This window comes from Aeromicrobium alkaliterrae, assembly GCF_039529015.1.
Lineage (GTDB): Bacteria > Actinomycetota > Actinomycetes > Propionibacteriales > Nocardioidaceae > Aeromicrobium > Aeromicrobium alkaliterrae.
Genome location: NZ_BAAAME010000003.1, coordinates 53,158 through 74,040, shown reverse-complemented (window position 1 = coordinate 74,040; position 20,883 = coordinate 53,158). Strand labels below are relative to the sequence as shown.

The following is a 20,883-nucleotide window of genomic DNA, read 5'->3' as shown; positions in this document are numbered from 1 at the left end:
TGGGGGCCTTCGTTGGGTGGCTCACGCTACGAGGAGCCGACCTGGTCTCGACAGCTGACCGGCTTCGCCGGTGTCGCGCTCGACCTGGGTTCGCGCTCGCTCGCTGAGCGAGCTCGGCTCACCCAAACCGACCCTGGATGTAGGCCTCGGTGGCGGGGTTGTCGGGGTTGGAGAAGATCTTCTCCGTGCGGCCCGACTCCACCAGCTTGCCGGGCTGACCCACGCCCGCGAGGTTGAAGAACGCCGTGTCGTCGCTGACGCGGGCGGCCTGCTGCATGTTGTGGGTCACGATCACGATCGTGTACTCGGTCTTGAGCTCGTGGATCAGGTCCTCGATGACGCTCGTCGAGATCGGGTCGAGGGCCGAGCAGGGCTCGTCCATCAGCAGGATCTCGGGCTGCACCGCCACCGCGCGAGCGATGCAGAGACGCTGCTGCTGACCACCCGAGAGGCCTGAGCCGGGACGCTCGAGGCGGTCCTTGACCTCGGCCCACAGGCCGGCCTGGCGCAGGGCCCGCTCGACCGTGGTGTCAGCCTCGGACTTCTTCAGCTTCTTGCTGTTGAGCTTCTGCCCCGCGAGCACGTTGTCGTAGATGCTCATCGTGGGGAAGGGGTTGGGACGCTGGAAGACCATGCCGATCAGGCGGCGCACGTTCACGGGGTCCATGTCGGCGCCGTACAGGTCGTTGCCGTCGACGAGCACCTTGCCGTCGACGTGGGCGCCCTTGATGACCTCGTGCATGCGGTTCAGCGAGCGCAGGAAGGTCGACTTGCCGCAGCCGGACGGGCCGATGAAGGCCGTGACGGACTTCGCGGGGATCGTGATGTTGACACCCTCGACCGCGAGGAAGTCCCCGTAGTAGATGTTCAGGTCCGAGACGTCGATGCTCTTGGCCATCGGTTTTCCTTTCAGAGCCCGAGCCGCGCGGCGCGGTCGGTCAGGTGCAGCAGGTCAGTGGGGGAGTGCAGGCGGCTCATCGCTCGCCCTTGGGGGAGAAGAAGTAGCTCACGGCGCGGGCGACCAGGTTCAGCAGCATCACGATGATGATGAGCACGAGGGCCGCACCCCAGCCCCGGTCGATGCTGGCCTCCGGCGGGACGCCGGGGAACTTGACCGAGAAGTACGTGAACACCGGCAGCGTGGTCATGCGCTCGGAGAACAGGTTGAAGTTCACCGAGTCGGTCAGGCCGGCGATGATGAGCAGCGGGGCCGTCTCGCCGATGACGCGGGCGATCGCGAGGGTCACGCCCGTCACGATGCCGGAGATGGCCGTCGGGAGGACGACCTTCACGACCGTGCGCCACTTCGGCACGCCGAGCGCGTAGGAGGCCTCGCGCAGCTCGTTCGGCACGAGCTTCAGCATCTCCTCGCACGCACGGACCACGATCGGCACCATGAGCACGGCCAGCGCGACCGCGCCGCCGATGCCCAGCCGGACGCCCTCGCCGAAGAAGATCACGAACAGCGCGTAGGCGAACAGGCCGGCGACGATCGACGGGATGCCCGTCATGACGTCGACCAGGAAGGTGATCGAGCGCGAGAGGCGGTTGCCGTCGCCGTACTCGACGAGGTAGATCGCCGTGAACAGGCCGATCGGCACCGAGATGATCGTCGCGGCCGCGGTGATCAGCAGCGTGCCGACCAGGGCGTGGTAGATGCCGCCACCCTCGCCGACCACGTTGCGCATCGAGTAGGTGAAGAACTCGGTGCTGAGCTGCGGTCCGCCGCGGCTGATGACGAGCCACAGGATCGAGCCGAGCGGGATGAGGGCCAGGCCGAACGCGCTCGAGACCAGCAGGGTCACGGTGCGGTCGGTGGCCTTGCGGCCACCCTCGACCACGCGGGACGCGATCGGCAGGGCCCAGGTCAGCAGCCAGCCGATCAGCACGGCCTGCGCGATCGAGACGATGCCGGTCACGGCCAGCAGCACGCCGATGACGGCGGCCCCGGCGACGACCCCCTTCGGGACCCAGGTGGGCAGCTGGTGCTCCTGCAGCTCGCTCTGCAGGTCGGCGGGCTCAGGCGTCTTCTGGAGCGTCGTGGTCATCAGTTGGCTCCCGAGAAGTCCTTGCGACGCTCCACGATGGCGCGTGCGGCGAAGTTGGCGGCGAAGGTGATGACGAACAGCACGAGGCCGGTCGCGATGAGCACGTTCGTGAAGGTGCCGAACGCCTCGGGGAACTGCAGGGCGATGTTGGCAGCGATCGTGCTCGGGTTGGTGCTGCCGATCAGGTTGAAGGTCACGACGCCGGAGGCCGACAGGACCATCGCGACGGCCATGGTCTCGCCGAGAGCTCGGCCCAGGCCGAGCATGGAGGCCGAGACGATGCCGGAGCGGGCGTAGGGGAAGACCGCCAGGCGGACCATCTCCCAGCGCGTCGCGCCGAGGGCCAGGGCGGCCTCCTCGTGCAGGCGCGGCGTCTGGAGGAAGATCTCGCGGCAGATCGCGGTGATGATCGGCAGCACCATGACGGCGAGCACGAGGCTGGCGGTCAGGATGCTGTTGGCCGAGACGCCACCGGTCGGGTTGCCCGCGAAGAACGGGATGAACCCGAACGTGTCGGTCAACCACTGGTAGAAGGGCGCGAGCTCGCGCGAGAGGAACAGCAGGCCCCACAGGCCGTAGACGACCGACGGCACGGCTGCCAGCAGGTCGATGACGTAGCCCAGCGTGGAGCTGAGACGCCGGGGCGCGTAGTGGGAGATATAGAGGGCGACGCCGATGGCGACGGGCACGGCGATCACGAGCGCGATGACCGCGGCCCAGACGGTGCCGAACACGAGCGGCCAGACGTAGCCGAAGAAGCCCTTGCCGCCGGTCTTGCTGCCGATCTCGTCGGCGGAGGCGGTGATGCCGGGGAGGCCCTCGAGCGTCAGGAACACCGCGACGCCGAGGAGCGTCAGCAGGATCATGATGCCGGCGCTCGTGGAGAGTGCCTCGAAGATGCGGTCGCCTGGACGGCGAACGGGGCGAGGGGCTTCCTTCTCCCGCTCGGTCGTGCTGCTCACGGCGTTCCTTTCCGCTGAACTGGTGGGTCGAAACAGGGGGTGGACCCCGTCGGGGGCCGGCCGGTGAGGTTTCTACACTCTCACCGACCGGCCCCCGAGCGGAATCAGCCGGCCGAGATCGTCTCGACGGCGGCCTGGGCCTTCGACGCGATGTCGCCGCCGATGGGCGCGGCACCGGCGTCGGAAGCGGCCGTCTCCTGGCCCTCGTCGCTGACGAGGTAGGCCAGCCAGCCCTTGACGAGCTCGGCCTTCTCGGCGTCCTCGTAGGTCTGGCAGGCGATCGCGTAGGAGACCAGGACGACCGGGTAGACGCCGGCCTCCTCGGTCGCGCGGTCGATCTCGAGCGCGAGGTCGGTCTCGCCACGGCCCTCGATGGGAGCGGACTTCTCGAGGATCGCGGCAGCGGCCTCGGGCGAGTACTCGACGAACTCGTCGCCGACCTTGACGGCGGCGGTGGAGAGCTCGCCGGCCTGGCTGGCGTCGGCGTAGCCGATCGAGTTGGCGGTGGCGCCGACGCGATCGATCATGCCGGCGGTGCCCTGGGCGCTCTCGCCCTCCGGGGTCGGCCAGGTCTCGACCTCACCCGCGGTCCACGAGCCGCCCGAGGTCTCCTCGAGGTAGGCCGTGAAGTTCTTGGTGGTGCCCGAGTCGTCGGAGCGGTGGACGGTCACGATCGGGTCCGACGGCAGGTCGGCGTCCGGGTTGTCCGCGGCGATGGCCGGGTCGTTCCAGGTCGTGATGGTGCCCTCGAAGATGGCACCGATCGTCTGGGCCGAGAGGTTCAGGGAGTCGACGCCCTCGAGGTTGAACACGACAGCGATGGGGCTGACGTAGACGGGGACCTCGACGACCTCGCCGCCACAACGCTCCTTGGCCGCCGCGAGCTCCTCGTCGTCGAGGGGCGCGTCGGAACCGGCGAAGTCGACGCCGCCGGCGATGAACTGCTCGCGGCCGCCGCCCGAGCCGACCGGGTCGTAGTTGACGGTGGCGTCGGAGTTCTCGGTCTGGAAGGAGGACTTCCATGCAGCGACGACGGCCTGCTGCGAGCTCGCGCCCGCACCGTTGAGCGTGCCGGACAGCGAACCGGAGCCGGAGTCACCGGAACCCTCGTTGCCGGCGCCACAGGCGCCGAGGACGAGAGCGAGGGAGAGGACGGCCGCGGCGGAGGCCGAGGCACGCAGGGTGTTGCGCTTCACGTGAAGATCCCTTCAAAAGGAACGGGGGGACTGACGTGTGGACGCTAGGGAAGGCAGGTGTATCGGGGCCCCGAGCTGGGTGAACGCCGCGTGAACGATCCGGGAACGGTCGAGCTGACGCCGCGGGGTTGCAGGCCCGTGGGGTGTCCGTGAGGTAACGAAGGTCACCCCGCACGGGGGACCTACGGAAGGCGCTCGGTCGACACGACGCGGCCGTGCCGGTGGTGCACCACGACGCCCTCGCCGGGACCCAGGTCGAGCGGCTTGAGGCCGACGGCGACGGAGGCGGCCGTCAGGGTCGGCAGGTGGCTGCACAGGACGGTGAGACCGCGCCGCGCCATCGCCTCGCGGACGACCGCGGCGATCGCGGCCTCGGGCGCGTCCTCGACCAGACGACGCTCGAGCGTGACGGGGTGGCCCACGGTGGTCGCGAGCGGCTCGAGGGTCTGGCGGCACCGCAGGGCCGGGCTCGCGAACATCCGGGCCGGGCCGTACGGGGCGAGGGTCTGGCCCAGCTCCGCGGCCTGGCTCAGACCGAGGTCGGTGAGCGGGCGGTCGTGGTCGTCGCCGCGCCAGCGGCCGGCCGACGCGGCCTTGCCGTGGCGCAGCAGCACGAGGGAGCGCGCCTTGTGGTGGCCGATGTCGCGCCGACCCCGGAAGGCGGCGAGCAGGTCACGGTCGTGGCTGTAGGTCAGCAGGTCGCGGGCGACGCGGGGCCGGGCCCAGCGGACCTCGTCGACCTCCTTGTTCGGCACGAACGCGCCGGGGTCGAGCGCGTCGGGCTGCGCGCTCCAGTAGTGGACGATCTTCGGCCCGGCGCCGACGCGGTAGCGCACGGCGGGCAACGGCACGCCGAGGTGCACCCGGAACCCGGTCTCCTCCTCGATCTCGCGCACGGCCGTGCGCTGCACCGGTTCGCCGTCGTCGCGCTTGCCCTTCGGGAAGGTCCAGTCGTCGTAACGCGGGCGGTGCGCCACGAGGACCTCGACGCCGTTGCGCGTGCCGGCGCGGGGACGCCACACGACGCCGCCGGCGGCCACGATGGTTCGCTCACGCGTCATGGTCGTATTGTCCTAGCCGTGGGCCGGTCCGTCGCCAGGTGGGCTGTCGAGTCCGGGCCGAGGCCCGAGGAGAGGCGGTCGTCGTGGGCGCACGGGACTGGTCGCCGCGAGGGTGGGTCGCCGGCGCGGTCGCCGTGGTCGTGGTGGCCCTCGCCGCCGGGGCCGGAGTCGCCGTCTCGGATCGCTGGACCGCCGATGCCGGGGTCGACGACGTCGCACGCCTCGTGCCCGTCGACGTGGCCGGCGTGGACGTGACCGACTGGACCGCGCTGCGCGACCGTCTCGACGCGGGCGGTGCCGCCCTGGTCGCCGCGGCGTCCGACCGCGACCTCGCGACGCGGTCGGTCCTCGTCTCGAGCGACGTGGTCGTCAGCGACGGCCTGGGCTGGGCGCCCGGCACGGTGCGGTGGGAGGCCTTCGTGCAGACGACGGCCGGCACCGGGCTGCTCGTCGGCCTGCCCCAGTCGACGGCCGGCACCGAGGCGCGCCTGCGCGAGGTGGGCTACGTCGAGTCCGACGGCCTGTGGAGCATCGACCTCCCGGACCTGCGTGCCGGCGGGGCCTCGACCCCGGAGGTGTTCCTGCACGTGCGGATCCTGGACGGCGGCGTCGCGGTCGCCTCGGCCGAGGAGACCGTGGTCGAGCAGGTGCGTGACGCGGCCGACGGTAGCGAGACCGCCCTGGCCGACGACCCGAGCGTCGCGCGCGTGTGGGCCCAGGCCTCGGCGCTCGACGTCTTCGCGCTGCAGGACGGGGCCGCCGGGTGCGCCTCCACCGATCCGGCCGAGTCGGGCGCCGACATCGCCGCCCAGGCGACCGTCGCGGTCGACGCCGCCGGGGAGCTGCTGCCGTACCGGTGGCTGCTGCGTGGTCTGGAGCCCGCCGCGGCGGGCTCGGACGAGACCGACCGGTTCGTGGTCGCGATGGCCTTCGAGACCGGCGCGCAGGCCGCGGGACAGGTCGAGGTGCGCTCCCAGCTCGCCTCGGGCCCGTTCATCGGCCAGACCGGCACGGTCGAGGAGTCGATCGTGCTGACGCGCGAGAGCGTCGACGGTGACGTCGCGGTGCTGGACCTGGACCGCCAGGAGGACTCGGTCTCGCTGATGTCCTTCGTCGGTCCGCTGGTCCTCGCGTCCTGCTGAGGGCACGGCCCCGGTCAGCCCTTCGCGCGGGATCGACGGCGGCGGGAGTCCGCGATCAGGCCGGCTTGCAGGTCGTGCGTGCCCTCGCCGCGGACCCACTCGCCGTCGGCGGTCAGGTGCCAGTTCGCCGTCCCGTCGTCGGCCGAGGTCGCGAGCAGCTCGCCGATGCGGTCGGTGTGGGCCGTCGACGGGATGCGCACCAGGACCTCGACGCGGCGGTCGAGGTTGCGGTGCATGAGGTCGGCCGAGCCGATCCAGGCCTCGGGCTCTCCGCCGTTGGCGAACCAGTACGCCCGGCTGTGCTCCAGGAACCGTCCGAGCACGCTGATCGCGCGGATGTTCTCGCTCAGGCCCGGCACGCCGGGACGGATCGCGCAGATGCCGCGCACCACGATGTCGACCGGGACGCCGGCGTTCGACGCCTCGTACAGGGCGTCGATCAGGGCCTCGTCGACGAGCGAGTTGACCTTGATGCGGATGTGGGCCTCGCGGCCCGCGCGGTGGTGCGCGATCTCGCGCCGGATGCGGTCGATGAGCCCGGTGCGCAGGCCCGTCGGCGCGGTCAGCAGCGTGCGGTACTCGCTCTGCTGCGAGAAGCCCGACAGGTGGTTGAACAGGTCGGTCAGGTCGTGGGTGATGTCCTGGTTGGCGGTCAGGAGCCCCAGGTCCTCGTAGTGGCGGGCGGTCTTCGGGTTGTAGTTGCCCGTGCCGATGTGGGCGTAGCGCCGCAGGCCGTCGGGCTCGTCGCGCAGCACCAGGGCGAGCTTGCAGTGCGTCTTGAGGCCGACGATGCCGTAGACGACGTGGCAGCCTGCTCGCTCGAGCTTGCGCGCCCAGCGGATGTTGGCCTGCTCGTCGAAGCGCGCCTTGATCTCGACCAGCACCAGGACCTGCTTGCCGGCGCGGGCGGCGTCGATCAGCGAGTCGATGATGGGGGAGTCGCCCGAGGTGCGGTAGAGCGTCTGCTTGATCGCCAGGACCTTCGGGTCGGCGGCGGCTTGCTCGATGAAGCGCTGGACGCTCGTTGCGAACGAGTCGTACGGGTGGTGCACCAGGACGTCGCGCTTGCGCAGGGCGCTGAACAGGTCGGCCGGGCTCGCGGTCTCGACCTCGGCCAGGTGCTCGTGGGTGCCGGGCACGAACGGGTCGAAGTGCAGGTCGGGCCGGTCGATGTCGGCGATCTCGTTGAGGGAGCGCAGGTCGAGCGGCCCGGGCAGGCGGACGACCTCGTCGTCGCGGACGCCGAGCTCGGAGACCAGCAGCTCCAGGACGTCGTCGGCGATCGTCGGCTCGACCTCGAGGCGCACGGCGGGTCCGAACTTGCGGCGCAGCAGCTCCTGCTCGAGGGCCTTCAGCAGGTTCTCGGCGTCGTCCTCCTCGACCTCGAGGTCCTCGTTGCGGGTCACCCGGAACGTGTGGTGCGCCAGGATCTCCATGCCGGGGAACAGCAGGTGCAGGTGGGCCGCCATCGCGTCCTCGAGCGGGAGGTAGCGCTGCGGGCCGACCTCCATCCAGCGGTTGATGATCGGCGGGACCTTGACGCGGGCGAAGTGGTCCTTGCCCGTCGCGGGGTTGCGCAGCACGACGGCCAGGTTGAGCGAGAGGCCCGAGATGTACGGGAACGGGTGCGCGGGGTCGACCGCGAGCGGGGTCAGGACGGGGAACACGCGCTCGCGGTACGTCGCGCCGAGGTCCTCTTGCTCCTGCGGGGTCAGCTCGTCCCAGCGCAGGAGCTCGATGCCGGCGGCGCTCAGGTCGCCGTCGAGGTGCTCGTGCAGGAGCTCGGCGTGGCGGCGCTGGAGGTCCTGGCTCGCGGCGAGGCTGCGGGCCAGCACCTCCTTCGGGTGCAGGCCGCTGGAGGACGCCACCGCGACCCCGGCGGCGATGCGCCGCTTCAGGCCGGCGACGCGCACCATGAAGAACTCGTCGAGGTTGCTCGCGAAGATCGCCATGAACCGCACGCGCTCGAGCAGGGGCAGGCTGGCGTCCTTCGACAGCTCGAGGACGCGCTCGTTGAACGAGATCCACGAGAGCTCGCGGTCCAGGAACCGGTCGTCGGGGAGGGTGCCCTGCGTGGCGTCGAAGGGCGGGTCGACGTCGAACTCGTCAGGCGACGTCACGTCCGTGACGTCCAGATCTGCACTCTCCATGGGTTCATCGTGGCACGGGCACGTAGACGCCAGGTGAACGAGAGGTTCTGCGGTACCTTGCCGACATGGCGACTCCCGGACCCTCACTCGGCACCGTCCTCGGCACGGCGCGCGGGGTCGCCGCGCGGGGCATCATGCGGCTCCCGGCCCGCGCGCTGCGGGCGGCTGCCGGTTCGCCCGTCGTGCTCGACGGCAAGCAGCTCGACCACGAGATGCAGCTGCTGCTGAGGCTCGCGAAGATCGAGGGCCCTGCGGTCGAGGACGTCAGCGTCACGCGCGGACGCAAGATCCTGCGGTCCAGCACGCAGCTCGCGGGCGGCACGCCGCCGATCGGGGCCGTGACCGACCGCTTCATCGACGGACCGGGCGGTCGGCTCGGGCTGCGCTTCTACACCCCGCGCGACCTCTCGGGCGCCTCGCCGGCGCTCGTGTTCTTCCACGGCGGCGGCTGGATCTACGGCGACCTCGAGAGCCACGACGCGCTCTGCCGCCACCTCGCCGAGACCGCCCAGGTGCGGGTCGTGGCGGTCGACTACCGACTCGCGCCCGAGGCGCAGTTCCCCGCGGCGGTCGACGACGCGTGGGCCGCGTGGGAGTGGGTCCGCGACAGCGCGGCGGGGCTCGGGATCGACCCGACCCGCATCGCGGTCGGCGGCGACAGCGCCGGCGGCAACCTCGCCACGATCGTCGCGCAGCAGGCCGTCGCGGCCGGCGGCCAGCAGCCGGCGTTCCAGCTGCTGATCTACCCGGCCACGGACTTCGCCGAGCGCCGTCCGAGCCGGCAGACGTTCGGCCAGGGCTTCTACCTGACGACCGGCTTCATGGACAAGGCCGAGGAGAACTACCTCGTCGGTGACGAGGACCGCAGCGACCCGCGGCTCTCGCCGATCCACGGCGACCTCGCCGGTCTGCCGCCGGCGTACGTCGTGACCGCGGGCTTCGACCCGCTCTTGGACGAGGGGCGCGAGTACGCCGAGCTGATGGCCGCCGCGGGCGTGAAGGTCGAGTACCACTGCGAGGAGTCGCTGATCCACGGCTTCGCGAACATGGTCTCCTTCGGCCAGAGCGCCCCTGCCGCGATCCGCCGCTTCTCCGCCGCCCTCCAGCGCGGCCTCTCCTCCTGACCCCCGGGCGGTGAGTGAGTCGCCTATCGCCGCCGTGCGCGGTGAGTTAGTCGCCCATCAAGTGGCCCGATGGGCGACTAGCTCACCGCCCGTTGGCCCGATGGGCGACTCACTCACCGCCCGCCCGGGGGTGGTCAGGGGGCGTAGAGGGTGTCGCGGGCGTGCTCGGTGAAGCCGAGGCGGCGGTAGACGACCAGGGCCGCCTCGTTGTCGGCCTCGACGTAGAGGTCGACGACCGACACCTGCTGGTCGAGGTGCGCCAACCCGCGGGCCGTCAGGGCCGTGCCGAGGCCGCCGCCGTGCGCGGCCGGGTCGACGCCGACGACGTAGACCTCGCCGATGCCGTCCTCGACCTTGGTCCAGTGGAAGCCGACGACCTCGCCGTCACGCTCGGCGACGAACAGTCCGGCCGGATCGAACCACGGTGACGCGGCCCGGCGACGGAAGTCGGCCAGGTCCATCGCGCCCTGCTCGGGGTGCGAGGCGAACGCACGGGCGTTGACCGCCACGACGGCCTCGGCGTCGGCCTCGGTGAACGTGCGGATCGTGACGCCCTCCGGCACCCGCAGGTCGACCGGGGGAGCGCCCTCGCGCCGCAGCACCAGCAGGGTGCGCTCGGCGCGCAGCCCCAGACGGCGGGCGAGCTTCTGCGCCGGCGGGAGGTCGCCATGGGCCCAGAAGCGGGAGTCCCCGTCCTTCACCACCGAGGCCGCGACGCGGTGGCCCAGGCCGCCACGGCGGAACCGGGGGTCGACCACGAGCTCGACCGGCGCGTCACCGATCGCGATCGCCGCGGCGACCAGCTCGGCCCCCGCCTCGACGCGCACGTCGACTCGCGCATCCTCGCCCGCAGCGAGCGCCAGCCGGGCGGCCTCGTTGAACGGCTCGACCCCGTCGAACTCCGCCGCCCGCCGCGCCAGCGCGGTCAGATCCTGATCGCTCATCGCGCCGCCTCCGAGGAGGAGTAACGGTATGTCGGCGGCGCGATGAGAGAGTCGCGGATCGCTCGCTGGCGCTCGCTCATCGCGCCCTCAGCGCCTCGAGCTGGGCCGCGACCTCGGCCGCGACGGCCCGCGCGAGCGACTCGGCGTCGTCGTCGGGGTACTCGCGCACGAGCTGGTGCACGACCCCGTGACGGTGGAGGTCGACCGCACTGACCTGCTGCGACGTCGCCATCTCGGCCGCGTGCTCGACGTCGCCGTGCACGATCGCGCTCGCGCCCTCGGGCGGGAGCGGCGACAACCAGGAGTTCTCGGCCGCCACGACGATGTCGGCCGGCAGCAGCGCGAGCGCGCCGCCGCCGCAGCCCTGGCCCAGCAGCACCGAGACGGTCGGCACGCGCAGCGTCGACATCTGGCTGATGCAGCGCGCGATCTCGCCCGCGATGGCGCCCTGCTCGGCCTCGGGCGACAGCTCGGCGCCGGGGGTGTCGATGAAGGAGACGAGCGGCAGCCCCAGCTCGTCGGCGAGCTCCATGCCGCGCCGCGCCTCGCGCAGGGCGGCCGGTCCCATCGGCGACTCCGGGGTCTGGGTCGTGCGGTCCTGCCCGATCACGACGCACGGCTGTCCGTCGAGGCGGGCCAGCGCCACGATCATCGCCGCATCGCGCTCGCCCTCCCCGGTGCCCTGCAGGCGCACGGTGGCGTCGCTGCCGTGCCGCAGCACCTCGCGCACGCCGGTGCGCCCCGGCGAGCGGGTCAGCTCGATCGACGACCAGGTGTCGAGGCGCCGCTCGACGGTCCCGCGGCGGGGCTGCAGCTCGCGCGGGCGCGGACCGTCGACCAGGAGCGACAGGGTGCGGTCGACCACGACGGGCAGCTCGTCGGGGATCACGACGGCGTCGACGACCCCGTGGCGCACGAGGTTCTCCGAGGTCTGGACGCCCGCCGGGAACGGGCGACCGTTCAGCAGCTCGTAGACCTTGGGGCCGAGGAAGCCGATCAGCGCGCCCGGCTCGGCGATGCGCACGTGCCCGAGCGAGCCCCACGAGGCGAAGACGCCGCCGGTGGTCGGGTGGCGCAGGTAGACGAGGTACGGCAGACCGGCCTGGCGGTGGTCCATCAGCGCCCGGCTGATGTCGATCATGCGCACGAACGCCGGCGTGCCCTCCTGCATCCGGGTGCCGCCGGAGGCGGTCGCGGCCAGGATCGGCAGCCCCTCCGCCGTGGCGCGGCGCACGGCCGCGACGATGCGGTCGGCCGATGCCCGGCCGATCGAGCCCGCCAGGAACCGGAACTCGTTGACGACGAACGCGACGGGCCGGCCGCGCATCGTGCCGCGTCCGGTCAGGATCGACTCGTCCGTGCCGGCGCGCTCGGCGGCGGCCTCGAGCTCGCGCCGGTAGGGCTCGGCGTGGCCGGAGATGTCGATCGCCGAGTCCCAGGACTCGACGGACCCCTCGTCGAGGACGAGGTCGATCAGGTCGTGCGCTGTCAGGCGGGACACGCCTGCAGTCTGTCAGGCGTTGGCGTCGGCGGTCTCGCGGCTGTCGGCCTTGGTCGAGACGAACCGGTAGCCGACGTTGCGGACGGTGCCGATCAGGGTCTCGTGCTCGGGGCCGAGCTTGGCGCGCAGGCGACGCACGTGGACGTCGACCGTGCGGGTGCCGCCGAAGTAGTCGTAGCCCCACACCTCCTGCAGCAGCTGCTGGCGGGTGAAGACCCGGCCGGGGTGCTGCGCGAGGAACTTGATGAGCTCGAACTCCTTGAACGTCAGGTCGAGCGAGCGACCCTCGAGCTTCGCGGTGTACGTGGCGTCGTCGACCACCAGGCCGCTCGTGGAGATGACGTGGCTCTCGCCCGCGCCGTTCGAGGCGGCGGCGATGCGGCCGATGCCGAGGCGCAGGCGCGCCTCCAGCTCGGCGGGACCGGCGGTCGTGAGGATGACGTCGTCCATGCCCCAGTCGGCGGCCGCGACCGCGAGACCGCCCTCGGTCAGCACGACCAGGAGCGGCACCTCGATGCCGGTCGTGCGGATCACGCGGGTCAGGCTGCGGACCTGGGCGAGGTCGTGACGGCCGTCGACCAGGACGGCGTCACACGACGGGGCGTCGAGCAGCGCGCTCGCCTCGGCGGGGAGGATGCGCACGTGGTGCGGCAGCAGTGCCAGGGCTGGAAGCACCTCGACCGACGACTGCGGGCTCTTGGTGAGCAGGAGCAGGTGGGACACGGGCACCTCCGGCTGGACGGACCCCCCTGGTGCGAGGGACCCCGGATACAGGTCGAGGCCGCGGCAAACCTGCCGGGCCTCATTGCGGTTTCAACTCTAACGCACGTGTCGGGTCAATCTCCAGAGCATGTCGAACAGGTGACGGGCATCACTCCATCGGGTGACCGACGGTTGCCGGGGTGTCACGGGGTCGTCTCACGCGTGTCCCAGGCGGTCGTGCCGCGTCGGGTGACATCATGCGGGGGTGTCGCGCAGCGCCCATCGGGGCTCGCCCTCCCGGGGCCACGTCGCCCCGGCCGAGGCCGTCCCCCGCCGGGCCCCGACCCGCCGCGCGCCGTCACGGCTCCCTCCGGCGCTGTGGACGGTCGCCCTCGTCGCGGTGATGGCCGTGGCGGCCCAGGTCGACCCGGTCCTCGTGGCCGCGACGGTCCTGCTGGTCCAGGCGCAGATCGCGGTCGGACCCCATCCCACGGATCCTCGCGGTCGCACGGTCCGCGCCCCGAAGGTCGCCGCCGTCATGACCGCCTCGCTCGTCGCGACCGCGCTGACGCTGTGGCCACGGACCCTCGTCGGGGCCGACGGCACGACCGCCGGCGACATCGCCGACGTCGTCCCGGGCTCGCTCGTCGCGATCGTCCCGGCGACGGCGGCGGGGCTCGTCGTCGCGCTGATCTCGCAGATGTTCCGTCGCGACGGTCGGCGCGAGCTCGTCACCACGACGGCCCACGCGGCGACCGCCAGCCTCCTGGCGGCGCTCGCGATCGGCTGGATCACCGCGGCGCGCAACCCGTTGGGCGAGGAGACCGTCGTGCTCGGCGCGGTCGGCGTGGGGGTCGGCGTGCTGCTGTGGTGCCTGCCCGGCGACCGGTACGTCGTCGCGTCGGTCGCGATGGCGGGCAGCGCCGTGGCCTGCGCGCTCGTGGCGCAGCTGGCGGGCGACTTCTTCACGTTCACGTGGGTCTTCGGCCTGGTCATGGGGGCCCAGGTCTCGATCGGTGCCGTGCTGGGCCAGGTCGTCGGTCGCGCCTGGGGCGAGGGTCGTCGGCACGCCGCGTCGGGCTGGGGATTCCCCGGGGCGATGTCGGTCGCGCTCGCAGCTCCGCTGGTGCACCTGATCGGGCAGCTCGGCGTAGGCTGAGTCCATGATCGGCGTGTGGGTCCTGCTGGCGGCCGTCGTGGCCACGGCCGCGATCGCGCTGGTGAAGCGCCGCGTCGACGGCCGGTTCCGCTCGGCGGCGCCGGTCCACGACGAGGCATCGGCCCCGAGCCCGGAGTCCCGCGAGGTCGTCACGACCGAGGACCTCGGCGGTGCGGCGCTCGGTGAGCGCGTCACCCTCGTGCAGTTCTCGAGCTCGTTCTGCTCCCCGTGCCGCGCGACGCGGGTGCTGCTGGCCGACGTCGTGCGGGGCCGTGAGGGCATCGTGCACGTCGAGGTCGACGCGGAGTCCCACCTGCAGCTCGTGCGGCGCCTGAACATCCTGCGCACCCCCACGGTGCTGGTCATCGATCCCGATGGTGCCGTCGTCGGACGCGCGTCAGGCCTGCCGCGGCGCGATCAGGTCGAGGCCGTCCTGGCCTCCGTCGGTGCCTGAGGCTCAGGACTCCAGCAGGGCCAGGCTCGCGGCCTCCACCGCCGCGGGCGACAGGACGTGGTCGACCGCCAGCGCCACCGCCCCGAGGACGCCGGCCTCGCCGCCGGCCCGTGAGGACTCGATCCGGAGCTGCGCCGTCGCGAGCGGCAGCGAGCGGAGGTAGACGACCTCACGGATGCCGGCCAGCAGGTGCTCCCCGGCCCCGGCCAGCTGCCCGCCGATCACGACGACGGAGGGGTTCACGAGGTTGACCATCGTGGCCACGACCTCGCCGATGTCCCGGCCCGCGTCCCGCACCACGGCGATCGCCGCAGCGTCGCCGGCGCGGACCAGGTCGACGACGTCCTGACCCGACCTGGCGGGGACGCCGCGCTTCCGCAAGGACTCGGCGAGGGCCGGACCGGCCGCCAGCGCCTCGAGGCAACCGGTGTTGCCGCAGCGGCAGGTGACGTCGCCGGCCCGGGCGACGCGCACGTGGCCGAGGTCGCCGGCGGTGCCCTGCGCACCACGCTGCAGCTGGCCTCCGGAGACGATGCCGGCACCGATGCCCGTGGCGACCTTGATGAGCACGAGGTCGTCGACGTCCGAGAGGTGGGCCCGCCGCTCGCCGAGCGCCATGATGTTCACGTCGTTGTCGACCAGCACCGGGACCCCGGTGCTGCGACGGACGTGCTCGACGACGTCGAAGCGGTCCCACCCCGGCATGATCGGCGGGCTGATGGGGCGCCCGGTCGAGTGCTCCACGGGGCCGGGGAGGCCGATGCCCACCGCGGCGAGCTGGGCTGCGGGGGCCAGGGTGGTCAGCCGTCCGGCCGCGTCGCCGATCCAGCCGAGCACGACGTCGGGGCCGTCGGAGACCTGCAGGTCGGCGGCTTCCTCGCCCAGGATCGTGCCGGACAGGTCGGCGAGGACGGCACGCACGTGCGTCGCGCCGACGTCGACGCCCACGACGACCTTGGCGGCGGGGTTCAGGGCGAACAGCGCCGGGGGACGTCCACCCGTGGACCGGGCGTCGCCGAAGGGGGCCACGAGGCCGAGACGCATCAGCACGTCGATCCGGGCCGCCACGGTCGAGCGGGCCAGGCCCGTCGTGTCGGCGAGCTCGGCCCGGGTCCACGGCCGCCCGTCCTTGAGGAGCTCGAAGAGGTCACCGGTGCGCACGGTGGGAGTGAACCACGATCTTCTTTGAGTCGTCCAGCAGTCAACTTTTGAATGTTTCTCGACAAAAGCCGTGAGCCGTGTCACAGTGCTGCCGTGGCTGCGACACCTTCACCGACCCCCACGCCCGCCCCGGCGGCGGACTCCCGAGCCGTGCTCGTGGCTGCCGGGCTCACCAAGAGCTTCCTGGGAACCACGGTCCTGCAGGACGCCGGACTCACGCTGGTCGCCGGCCAGGTGCACGGGCTCGTGGGCGAGAACGGCGCCGGCAAGTCGACGCTCATGAAGCTGCTGGCCGGGGTCCACCAGCCGGATGCGGGCACGATCGTCCTCGACGGGACCGACGTCCGCTTCAGTCATCCGGTGCAGGCCCAGCAGGCCGGCATCTCGACCGTCTTCCAGGAGTTCAACCTCCTGCCGGACCGCACGATCGCCGAGAACGTCTTCCTGGGGCGCGAGCCCCGGCGCCGTGGTCTGGTCGACACGGCCCGCATGCGCCGTGACGCACAGGAGCTGCTGGAGGGGCTCGGCGTCTCGCACCTCGAGTCCGGCCGTCCGGTCCGGACGCTCTCGGTCGCCGAGCAGCAGATCGTCGAGATCGCCAAGGCCGTCAGCCAGGACGCGCGCATCATCTCGATGGACGAGCCGACGGCTGCGCTCGCCGACCACGAGGTCGAGCTGCTGTACGCGATCATCGGGCGTCTCACGGCCCGCGGCGTCGCGATCCTCTACGTCTCCCACCGGCTGAGGGAGATCTTCGACCTCTGCACCACCATCACGGTCCTGAAGGACGGTCAGCACGTCACGACCCGGCCGGCCGCTGCTCTCGACGAGTCCGAGCTGGTCCGCCTCATGGTGGGACGCTCGCTCGTCACGTACTTCCCCGACCCGCTGCCGGGGACGGTGGTGGGCCGGCCCCGGCTGGAGCTGGAGGGGGTCGGCCACGGCGACGTGGACGACGTGACCCTCACGGTGCACGCGGGGGAGGTCGTCGGCATCTCGGGCCTGCAGGGATCGGGTCGCACCGAGCTCCTGGAGGGCGTCTTCGGCGTCCGCCCGTTCAGCCGGGGCACGGTCCGCCTCGACGGCCGTGAGGTCCGGCTCCGCTCGCCGAGGCGGGCCGTCCGCGCCGGGCTCGCGCTCGTGACCGAGGACCGCAAGGCCACGGGGCTCGCCCTGCGACAGTCGATCCTCGACAACGCGCTGTCGGTCGTGCGCGGCGTCGTCCCGGGCCGCACGGCGGAGGCGCGGCGTGCCGTGCCGGGCATCCTGTCGTCCCTGCGCGTCAGCGCTCGGGCGCTGGACCAGGAGGTGCAGTTCCTGTCGGGCGGCAACCAGCAGAAGGTCGTGCTCGCGCGGTGGCTCGCGACCGAGCCGAAGGTCGTGCTGCTCGACGAGCCCACGCGTGGCGTGGACGTCGGCGCGAAGGTCGCGATCTACGACCTCGTGCGACAGCTCGCCGCTGACGGATTCGCGGTGCTGATGGTCAGCAGCGAGCTGCCGGAGGTCATCGGCATGAGCGACCGCATCGTGGTGCTGCGGGACGGGCGGGTCGCCGGCGAGGTGCCCGCCGGCGCGTCCGAGGAGGACGTGCTCCAGCTGGCGACCGGCGCCGCGTCGGAGGCGGTCGCATGAGCGCCGCGACCGCTCGACGGCGCATCCTGGGTGCGGGTCCGTCCTCGACCGTGATCGTCTACCTGGTGCTGCTGGCGGTGGTCGTCGTCGGCGCGATCCTGACCGCCACGGCCGACCGCAACTTCTTCAGCGGCGGCAACGTCGCCGCGATCCTGACCGCGACCAGCATCCTCGGCCTCGTCGCGATCGGGCAGACGCTCGTGATCCTGGTGGGCAGCCTCGACCTGTCGGTCCCGTACGTCGTGAGCCTGGCCAGCATCATCGGCGGGACCACGATGGCCGGCGAGGCGAGCAACATCCTCCCGGCGGTCCTGCTGACCCTCGCGGTCTCGGCGGCGATCGGCCTGGTCAGCGGCCTGGTCGTCAGCCAGCTGCACGTGCACGGCTTCATCGCCACGCTCGGCGTGGGCCTGATCGTGAGCGGCTACCTCGGCACGAACTACCAGGGCTCGAGCGGGTCCGCCCCGAAGGCCTTCCGGGCCCTGGACGAGGCGAAGGTCGGCCCGGTGCCGGTCAGCGTCCTGATCATGCTGGGGCTCGCGGCCCTGGTCCTGCTGCTGCTGAGCCGGACCCGCATCGGGCACCACATGTACGCCGTCGGCGGCAGCCCGGACGTCGCCCGCCTGTCGGGGCTGCGGACGTCGCCGCCGGTGATCCTGGCCCACGTCCTCTGCTCGGTCATGGCCGGCGTCGCCGGTCTGCTGCTGCTGTCGCGGCTCAGCGTCGGCAGTCCCACGATCGGGTCGCAGGGCGGCTACGACCTGCTGTCCATCGCCGCGGTCGTGCTCGGCGGCACGCTGCTGGCGGGCGGACGCGGAGGGGTCGTCGGCACCCTCGGGGGCGTCGCGATCTTCGCCGTCATGGACAACACGATGGGCGCCCTCGAGGTGAACCCGTTCCTCAAGGACGTGGTCCGCGGCGTCATCATCATCGCCGCGGTCGCGGTGTACGCCCGGCGGAACCTGCAGGTCAGGCCCGCTCGTTTCGACCGCTCCGTCGCCGACGCGCCGGCGGGCTCCACACCACCGGCCCAGGAGGTCCGATGAGCACCACGACCCGTCCGGCGAGCGACGCGGGGGAGCGGCGGGGGCTCCCGGCGCACTCGCGCTCGCTCGGTGCGCGCCTGGCGGCCGGTGCCGCGACGCCCGGGGGCGCGGTCTACGTCCTCGTCGTCGTCCTGCTGGTCTCGATCATCATCAGCAACCCGAACTTCGGCGAGCCCGGCGCGCTGATCCGCTTCGCCGGGCGCACCGCTCCCATCGCGATCGCCGCGATGGGGCAGTATTACGTCATCGTCTCCGGCGAGTTCGACCTGTCGATGGGCGCGGTGGTCACGACCCAGGTCGTGATCGCCGGCAACCTGGCCGGCGACGACTCCGGCCAGGTCGTGCCGGTCCTGGTGCTGATGCTGGTCGTCGGTGCGCTGATCGGTCTGGTCAACGGACTGCTCACGACACTCCTGCGGGTGCCGAGCTTCATCGTCACGCTCGGCACGATGCTGGCGCTGTTCGGTCTGCTGCGCTACGTGGCCGGAGTCGCCCCCGCGGGCAACCCGGTCGACGAGTTCCGCGAGATCGGTCGCGGCGGGTTCGAGGACGTGCCGGTCGTCGAGGTCGTGCCGTACCCGTTGATCATCGTCGTGGTGCTGGCGACGCTCGCGGCGTTCTCGATGCGGCGGCCCTTCGGTCGCTCCCTCGTGGCGGTGGGTGACAACCCCGAGGCGGCTCGGCTCGGCGGGACGTCCGTCTGGTGGGTCAAGACCCGTGCCTTCATCATCTCCTCCCTGTCGGCGACGGTCGCGGGCATCATCCTGGTCGGCTACGCGGGCGGCCGGGCCGTCGGTCAGGGATACGAGTTCTCGGCGATCACGGCGGTCGTCGTGGGCGGGGTCCTGCTCGGCGGCGGACGCGGCTGGGTGCTCTCCGCGGCGGCCGGCGCGTACGCGCTCGAGCTGCTCTTCGTCCTGCTCACCGTGCTGGACGTGCCCTCGACGTGGCGCGACTCGGTGCAGGGACTCATCATCATCGTCGCCGTCGCGGCCTCCGCCCGGGTCTGGCAGGTGGGCCGTCGCAGCGGTGCCCCACCTCCGACCTCCGAACCCGACTCCTCCACCCCCACCCCGCCCACCCCGGGCACTCACCAAGGAGAACAGCCATGAAGCGACACGCGACCCGGAGGGTCTTCGCCGCAGCCGCGGCCCTGACCCTCCTCGCAGCCTGCGGCAGCGACACGGACGACGCCTCGTCCGACGACGGCCAGGAGTGGTACGTCCAGGCCGACTTCGACGAGCAGAACGAGCAGCGTGACGCCACGTTCGAGGGCGACCCGGCGACACCGTGGCTGCAGTACATCGACGGCGAGATGACCGACACGGCCGCGTTCGCCTCGGCCGGCGCCAAGAAGGTCTGCTTCGCCAACGCCTCCGTGAGCAACCCGTGGCGCCAGACCGGCTTCCTCACGATGCAGCAGCAGCTCGTCGTGCTGCAGGAGCAGGGCGCGATCTCCGAGATGGAGACCCGCGACGCGCAGGACGACGACAACACGCAGATCGCCGACATCGACTACTTCATCTCCGAGGGCAACTGCGACGCCTTCATCATCTCGCCGAACTCGACCGCGGCCATCACCCCGGCCGTCGAGCGGGCGTGCGAGACGGGCAAGCCGGTCGTCGTGTTCGACCGCGGCGTCGAGACCGACTGCGCCACGACGTTCATCCACCCGATCGGCGGCTACGCCTGGGGCATCGACACCGCGGAGTTCCTCGTCGACAACCTCGAGGAGGGCGACAAGGTCATCGCGCTGCGCATCCTGCCGGGCGTCGACGTCCTGGAGACCCGCTGGGCCGCGGCCGAGAAGATCTTCGAGGACAACGGCATCGAGACCGAGGACCACTTCACGGGCGGCGACCCGGCCGAGATCAAGAAGATCATGTCCGACGCGCTCGTCCAGGGCGACGTCGACGGCGTGTGGATGGACGCCGGTGACGGCGCCGTCGCCGCAATCGAGGCCTTCGAGGACGCCGGCGCCGACTACCCGGTCATGACCGGTGAGGACGAGATGAGCTTCCTGCGCAAGTGGGAGGAGACGGGCCTGACGGGTCTGGCTCCCGTGTACTCCAACTTCCAGTGGCGCACCCCGCTGCTGGCGGTGCAGATGATCTTCGCCGGACAGCCCGTCCCCGCCGAGTGGGTCCTGCCGCAGACGCCGATCACCGAGGACCAGCGCGCCGAGTTCCTCGAGGCCAACGAGGGCCTGCCGGACGGTCACTACGCCAAGTTCGGTGGCGAGGACCTGCCCGGGTTCCCGCAGGTCTGGATCGACCGCAAGGTCGGCTGACGGCGTGACGACGACCGCTCGGGCGCGCCGGATCGGGGCCAACACCTGGATCTGGACGTCGCCCCTGACCGACGAGAACGTCGGCCCGCTCCTGCAGCGGGTCGCCGGGCTCGGCTTCGACACCGTCGAGCTTCCCCTGGAGAATGTGGGGGACCTCTCGGCCGACGTCGTGGCGCAGGCGCTGGCGGACTCCGGTCTGCAGCCCTGCGTGGTCGGGGCGATGGCGCCCGGGCGCGACCTCGTCGCGACCGACCCCGCCACGGTCGACGCGACCCGCACCTACCTGCGGGCCTGCGTCGACCTGGCGGGGG

Annotated in this window: 18 protein-coding genes; 8 read left to right on the top strand and 10 right to left on the bottom strand. The window is 72.0% G+C overall.

Going from position 1 to position 20,883, the window contains the following annotated elements; translation table 11 throughout:
* Positions 1-118: 118 nt before the first annotated feature.
* From pstB to ABD127_RS07870, 5 genes are all read right to left on the bottom strand, one after another.
* Positions 119-898, bottom strand: coding sequence for a phosphate ABC transporter ATP-binding protein PstB (pstB, locus tag ABD127_RS07890; RefSeq protein ID WP_344199658.1), 780 nt, complete (start codon positions 896-898; stop codon positions 119-121).
* Positions 899-974: 76 nt separating this feature from the next.
* Positions 975-2,048, bottom strand: coding sequence for a phosphate ABC transporter permease PstA (pstA, locus tag ABD127_RS07885; protein ID WP_344199656.1), 1,074 nt, complete (start codon positions 2,046-2,048; stop codon positions 975-977).
* Positions 2,048-3,010, bottom strand: a complete 963-nt coding sequence (gene pstC, locus ABD127_RS07880; RefSeq protein WP_344199654.1) for a phosphate ABC transporter permease subunit PstC — start codon at positions 3,008-3,010, stop codon at positions 2,048-2,050. Before pstC ends, pstA begins: the two co-directional genes overlap by 1 nt.
* A gap of 104 nt (positions 3,011-3,114) precedes the next feature.
* Positions 3,115-4,206, bottom strand: a complete 1,092-nt coding sequence (gene pstS, locus ABD127_RS07875) for a phosphate ABC transporter substrate-binding protein PstS (RefSeq protein ID WP_344199652.1) — start codon at positions 4,204-4,206, stop codon at positions 3,115-3,117.
* Positions 4,207-4,388: 182 nt separating this feature from the next.
* Positions 4,389-5,267, bottom strand: coding sequence for an NUDIX hydrolase (locus ABD127_RS07870; protein ID WP_344199650.1), 879 nt, complete (start codon positions 5,265-5,267; stop codon positions 4,389-4,391).
* An 83-nt stretch (positions 5,268-5,350) separates the two neighbouring features.
* On the opposite strand from ABD127_RS07870, the gene ABD127_RS07865 reads away from it, so the two are divergent.
* Positions 5,351-6,409: a hypothetical protein gene (locus ABD127_RS07865; RefSeq protein ID WP_344199648.1), complete on the top strand. Its 1,059-nt coding sequence runs from the start codon at positions 5,351-5,353 to the stop codon at positions 6,407-6,409.
* A 14-nt stretch (positions 6,410-6,423) separates the two neighbouring features.
* Here ABD127_RS07865 and ABD127_RS07860 read toward each other — a convergent pair whose 3' ends face one another.
* Positions 6,424-8,559, bottom strand: a complete 2,136-nt coding sequence (locus ABD127_RS07860; protein ID WP_344199645.1) for an RNA degradosome polyphosphate kinase — start codon at positions 8,557-8,559, stop codon at positions 6,424-6,426.
* A gap of 65 nt (positions 8,560-8,624) precedes the next feature.
* Between ABD127_RS07860 and ABD127_RS07855 the strand changes: the two genes are divergently transcribed.
* A complete protein-coding gene (locus ABD127_RS07855) occupies positions 8,625-9,683 on the top strand; it encodes an alpha/beta hydrolase (protein ID WP_344199642.1) in 1,059 nt (352 codons plus the stop codon).
* 134 nt (positions 9,684-9,817) lie between these two features.
* Here the strand turns inward: ABD127_RS07855 and mshD are convergent, their stop codons facing one another.
* The 3 genes from mshD to ABD127_RS07840 all read right to left on the bottom strand — a co-directional run bounded on the left by mshD (position 9,818) and on the right by ABD127_RS07840 (position 12,851).
* A complete protein-coding gene (gene mshD / locus ABD127_RS07850) occupies positions 9,818-10,627 on the bottom strand; it encodes a mycothiol synthase (RefSeq protein WP_344199639.1) in 810 nt (269 codons plus the stop codon).
* A gap of 76 nt (positions 10,628-10,703) precedes the next feature.
* Positions 10,704-12,128: a carboxyl transferase domain-containing protein gene (locus ABD127_RS07845; RefSeq protein WP_344199637.1), complete on the bottom strand. Its 1,425-nt coding sequence runs from the start codon at positions 12,126-12,128 to the stop codon at positions 10,704-10,706.
* A 12-nt stretch (positions 12,129-12,140) separates the two neighbouring features.
* A complete protein-coding gene (locus ABD127_RS07840) occupies positions 12,141-12,851 on the bottom strand; it encodes a winged helix-turn-helix transcriptional regulator (protein ID WP_229051983.1) in 711 nt (236 codons plus the stop codon).
* A gap of 244 nt (positions 12,852-13,095) precedes the next feature.
* On the opposite strand from ABD127_RS07840, the gene ABD127_RS07835 reads away from it, so the two are divergent.
* Positions 13,096-13,989 carry a hypothetical protein gene (locus ABD127_RS07835; RefSeq protein WP_344199631.1) on the top strand — a complete coding sequence of 298 codons (894 nt, stop codon included), beginning with the start codon at positions 13,096-13,098 and terminating at the stop codon, positions 13,987-13,989.
* Between the two features lie 4 nt (positions 13,990-13,993).
* Positions 13,994-14,443: a thioredoxin family protein gene (locus ABD127_RS07830; protein ID WP_344199628.1), complete on the top strand. Its 450-nt coding sequence runs from the start codon at positions 13,994-13,996 to the stop codon at positions 14,441-14,443.
* Between the two features lie 3 nt (positions 14,444-14,446).
* On the opposite strand, the gene ABD127_RS07825 is transcribed toward ABD127_RS07830, so the two are convergent.
* The gene (locus ABD127_RS07825) at positions 14,447-15,604 is read right to left on the bottom strand and encodes an ROK family transcriptional regulator (RefSeq protein ID WP_344199625.1); all 1,158 of its coding nucleotides are present in this window, start codon (positions 15,602-15,604) and stop codon (positions 14,447-14,449) included.
* Between the two features lie 93 nt (positions 15,605-15,697).
* Between ABD127_RS07825 and ABD127_RS07820 the strand changes: the two genes are divergently transcribed.
* The 4 genes from ABD127_RS07820 to ABD127_RS07805 are packed head-to-tail and all read left to right on the top strand — an operon-like array spanning position 15,698 to position 20,572.
* Positions 15,698-17,236, top strand: a complete 1,539-nt coding sequence (locus ABD127_RS07820; RefSeq protein ID WP_344199622.1) for a sugar ABC transporter ATP-binding protein — start codon at positions 15,698-15,700, stop codon at positions 17,234-17,236.
* Positions 17,233-18,282, top strand: coding sequence for an ABC transporter permease (locus tag ABD127_RS07815; protein ID WP_344199620.1), 1,050 nt, complete (start codon positions 17,233-17,235; stop codon positions 18,280-18,282). The genes ABD127_RS07820 and ABD127_RS07815 overlap by 4 nt, the downstream gene beginning before the upstream one ends.
* The gene (locus ABD127_RS07810; protein ID WP_344199617.1) at positions 18,279-19,394 is read left to right on the top strand and encodes an ABC transporter permease; all 1,116 of its coding nucleotides are present in this window, start codon (positions 18,279-18,281) and stop codon (positions 19,392-19,394) included. Before ABD127_RS07815 ends, ABD127_RS07810 begins: the two co-directional genes overlap by 4 nt.
* Positions 19,391-20,572, top strand: coding sequence for a substrate-binding domain-containing protein (locus ABD127_RS07805; RefSeq protein WP_344199614.1), 1,182 nt, complete (start codon positions 19,391-19,393; stop codon positions 20,570-20,572). Before ABD127_RS07810 ends, ABD127_RS07805 begins: the two co-directional genes overlap by 4 nt.
* Positions 20,573-20,883 lie beyond the last annotated feature (311 nt).

Coding starts and splice junctions, on each gene's coding strand:
- pstA (WP_344199656.1), bottom strand. CDS start 2,048: ATGACCACGACGCTCCAGAAGACGCCTGAGCCCGCCGACCTGCAGAGC.
- ABD127_RS07860 (WP_344199645.1), bottom strand. CDS start 8,559: ATGGAGAGTGCAGATCTGGACGTCACGGACGTGACGTCGCCTGACGAG.
- pstB (WP_344199658.1), bottom strand. CDS start 898: ATGGCCAAGAGCATCGACGTCTCGGACCTGAACATCTACTACGGGGAC.
- ABD127_RS07815 (WP_344199620.1), top strand. CDS start 17,233: ATGAGCGCCGCGACCGCTCGACGGCGCATCCTGGGTGCGGGTCCGTCC.
- ABD127_RS07810 (WP_344199617.1), top strand. CDS start 18,279: ATGAGCACCACGACCCGTCCGGCGAGCGACGCGGGGGAGCGGCGGGGG.
- ABD127_RS07855 (WP_344199642.1), top strand. CDS start 8,625: ATGGCGACTCCCGGACCCTCACTCGGCACCGTCCTCGGCACGGCGCGC.
- ABD127_RS07870 (WP_344199650.1), bottom strand. CDS start 5,267: ATGACGCGTGAGCGAACCATCGTGGCCGCCGGCGGCGTCGTGTGGCGT.
- ABD127_RS07830 (WP_344199628.1), top strand. CDS start 13,994: ATGATCGGCGTGTGGGTCCTGCTGGCGGCCGTCGTGGCCACGGCCGCG.
- mshD (WP_344199639.1), bottom strand. CDS start 10,627: ATGAGCGATCAGGATCTGACCGCGCTGGCGCGGCGGGCGGCGGAGTTC.
- ABD127_RS07805 (WP_344199614.1), top strand. CDS start 19,391: ATGAAGCGACACGCGACCCGGAGGGTCTTCGCCGCAGCCGCGGCCCTG.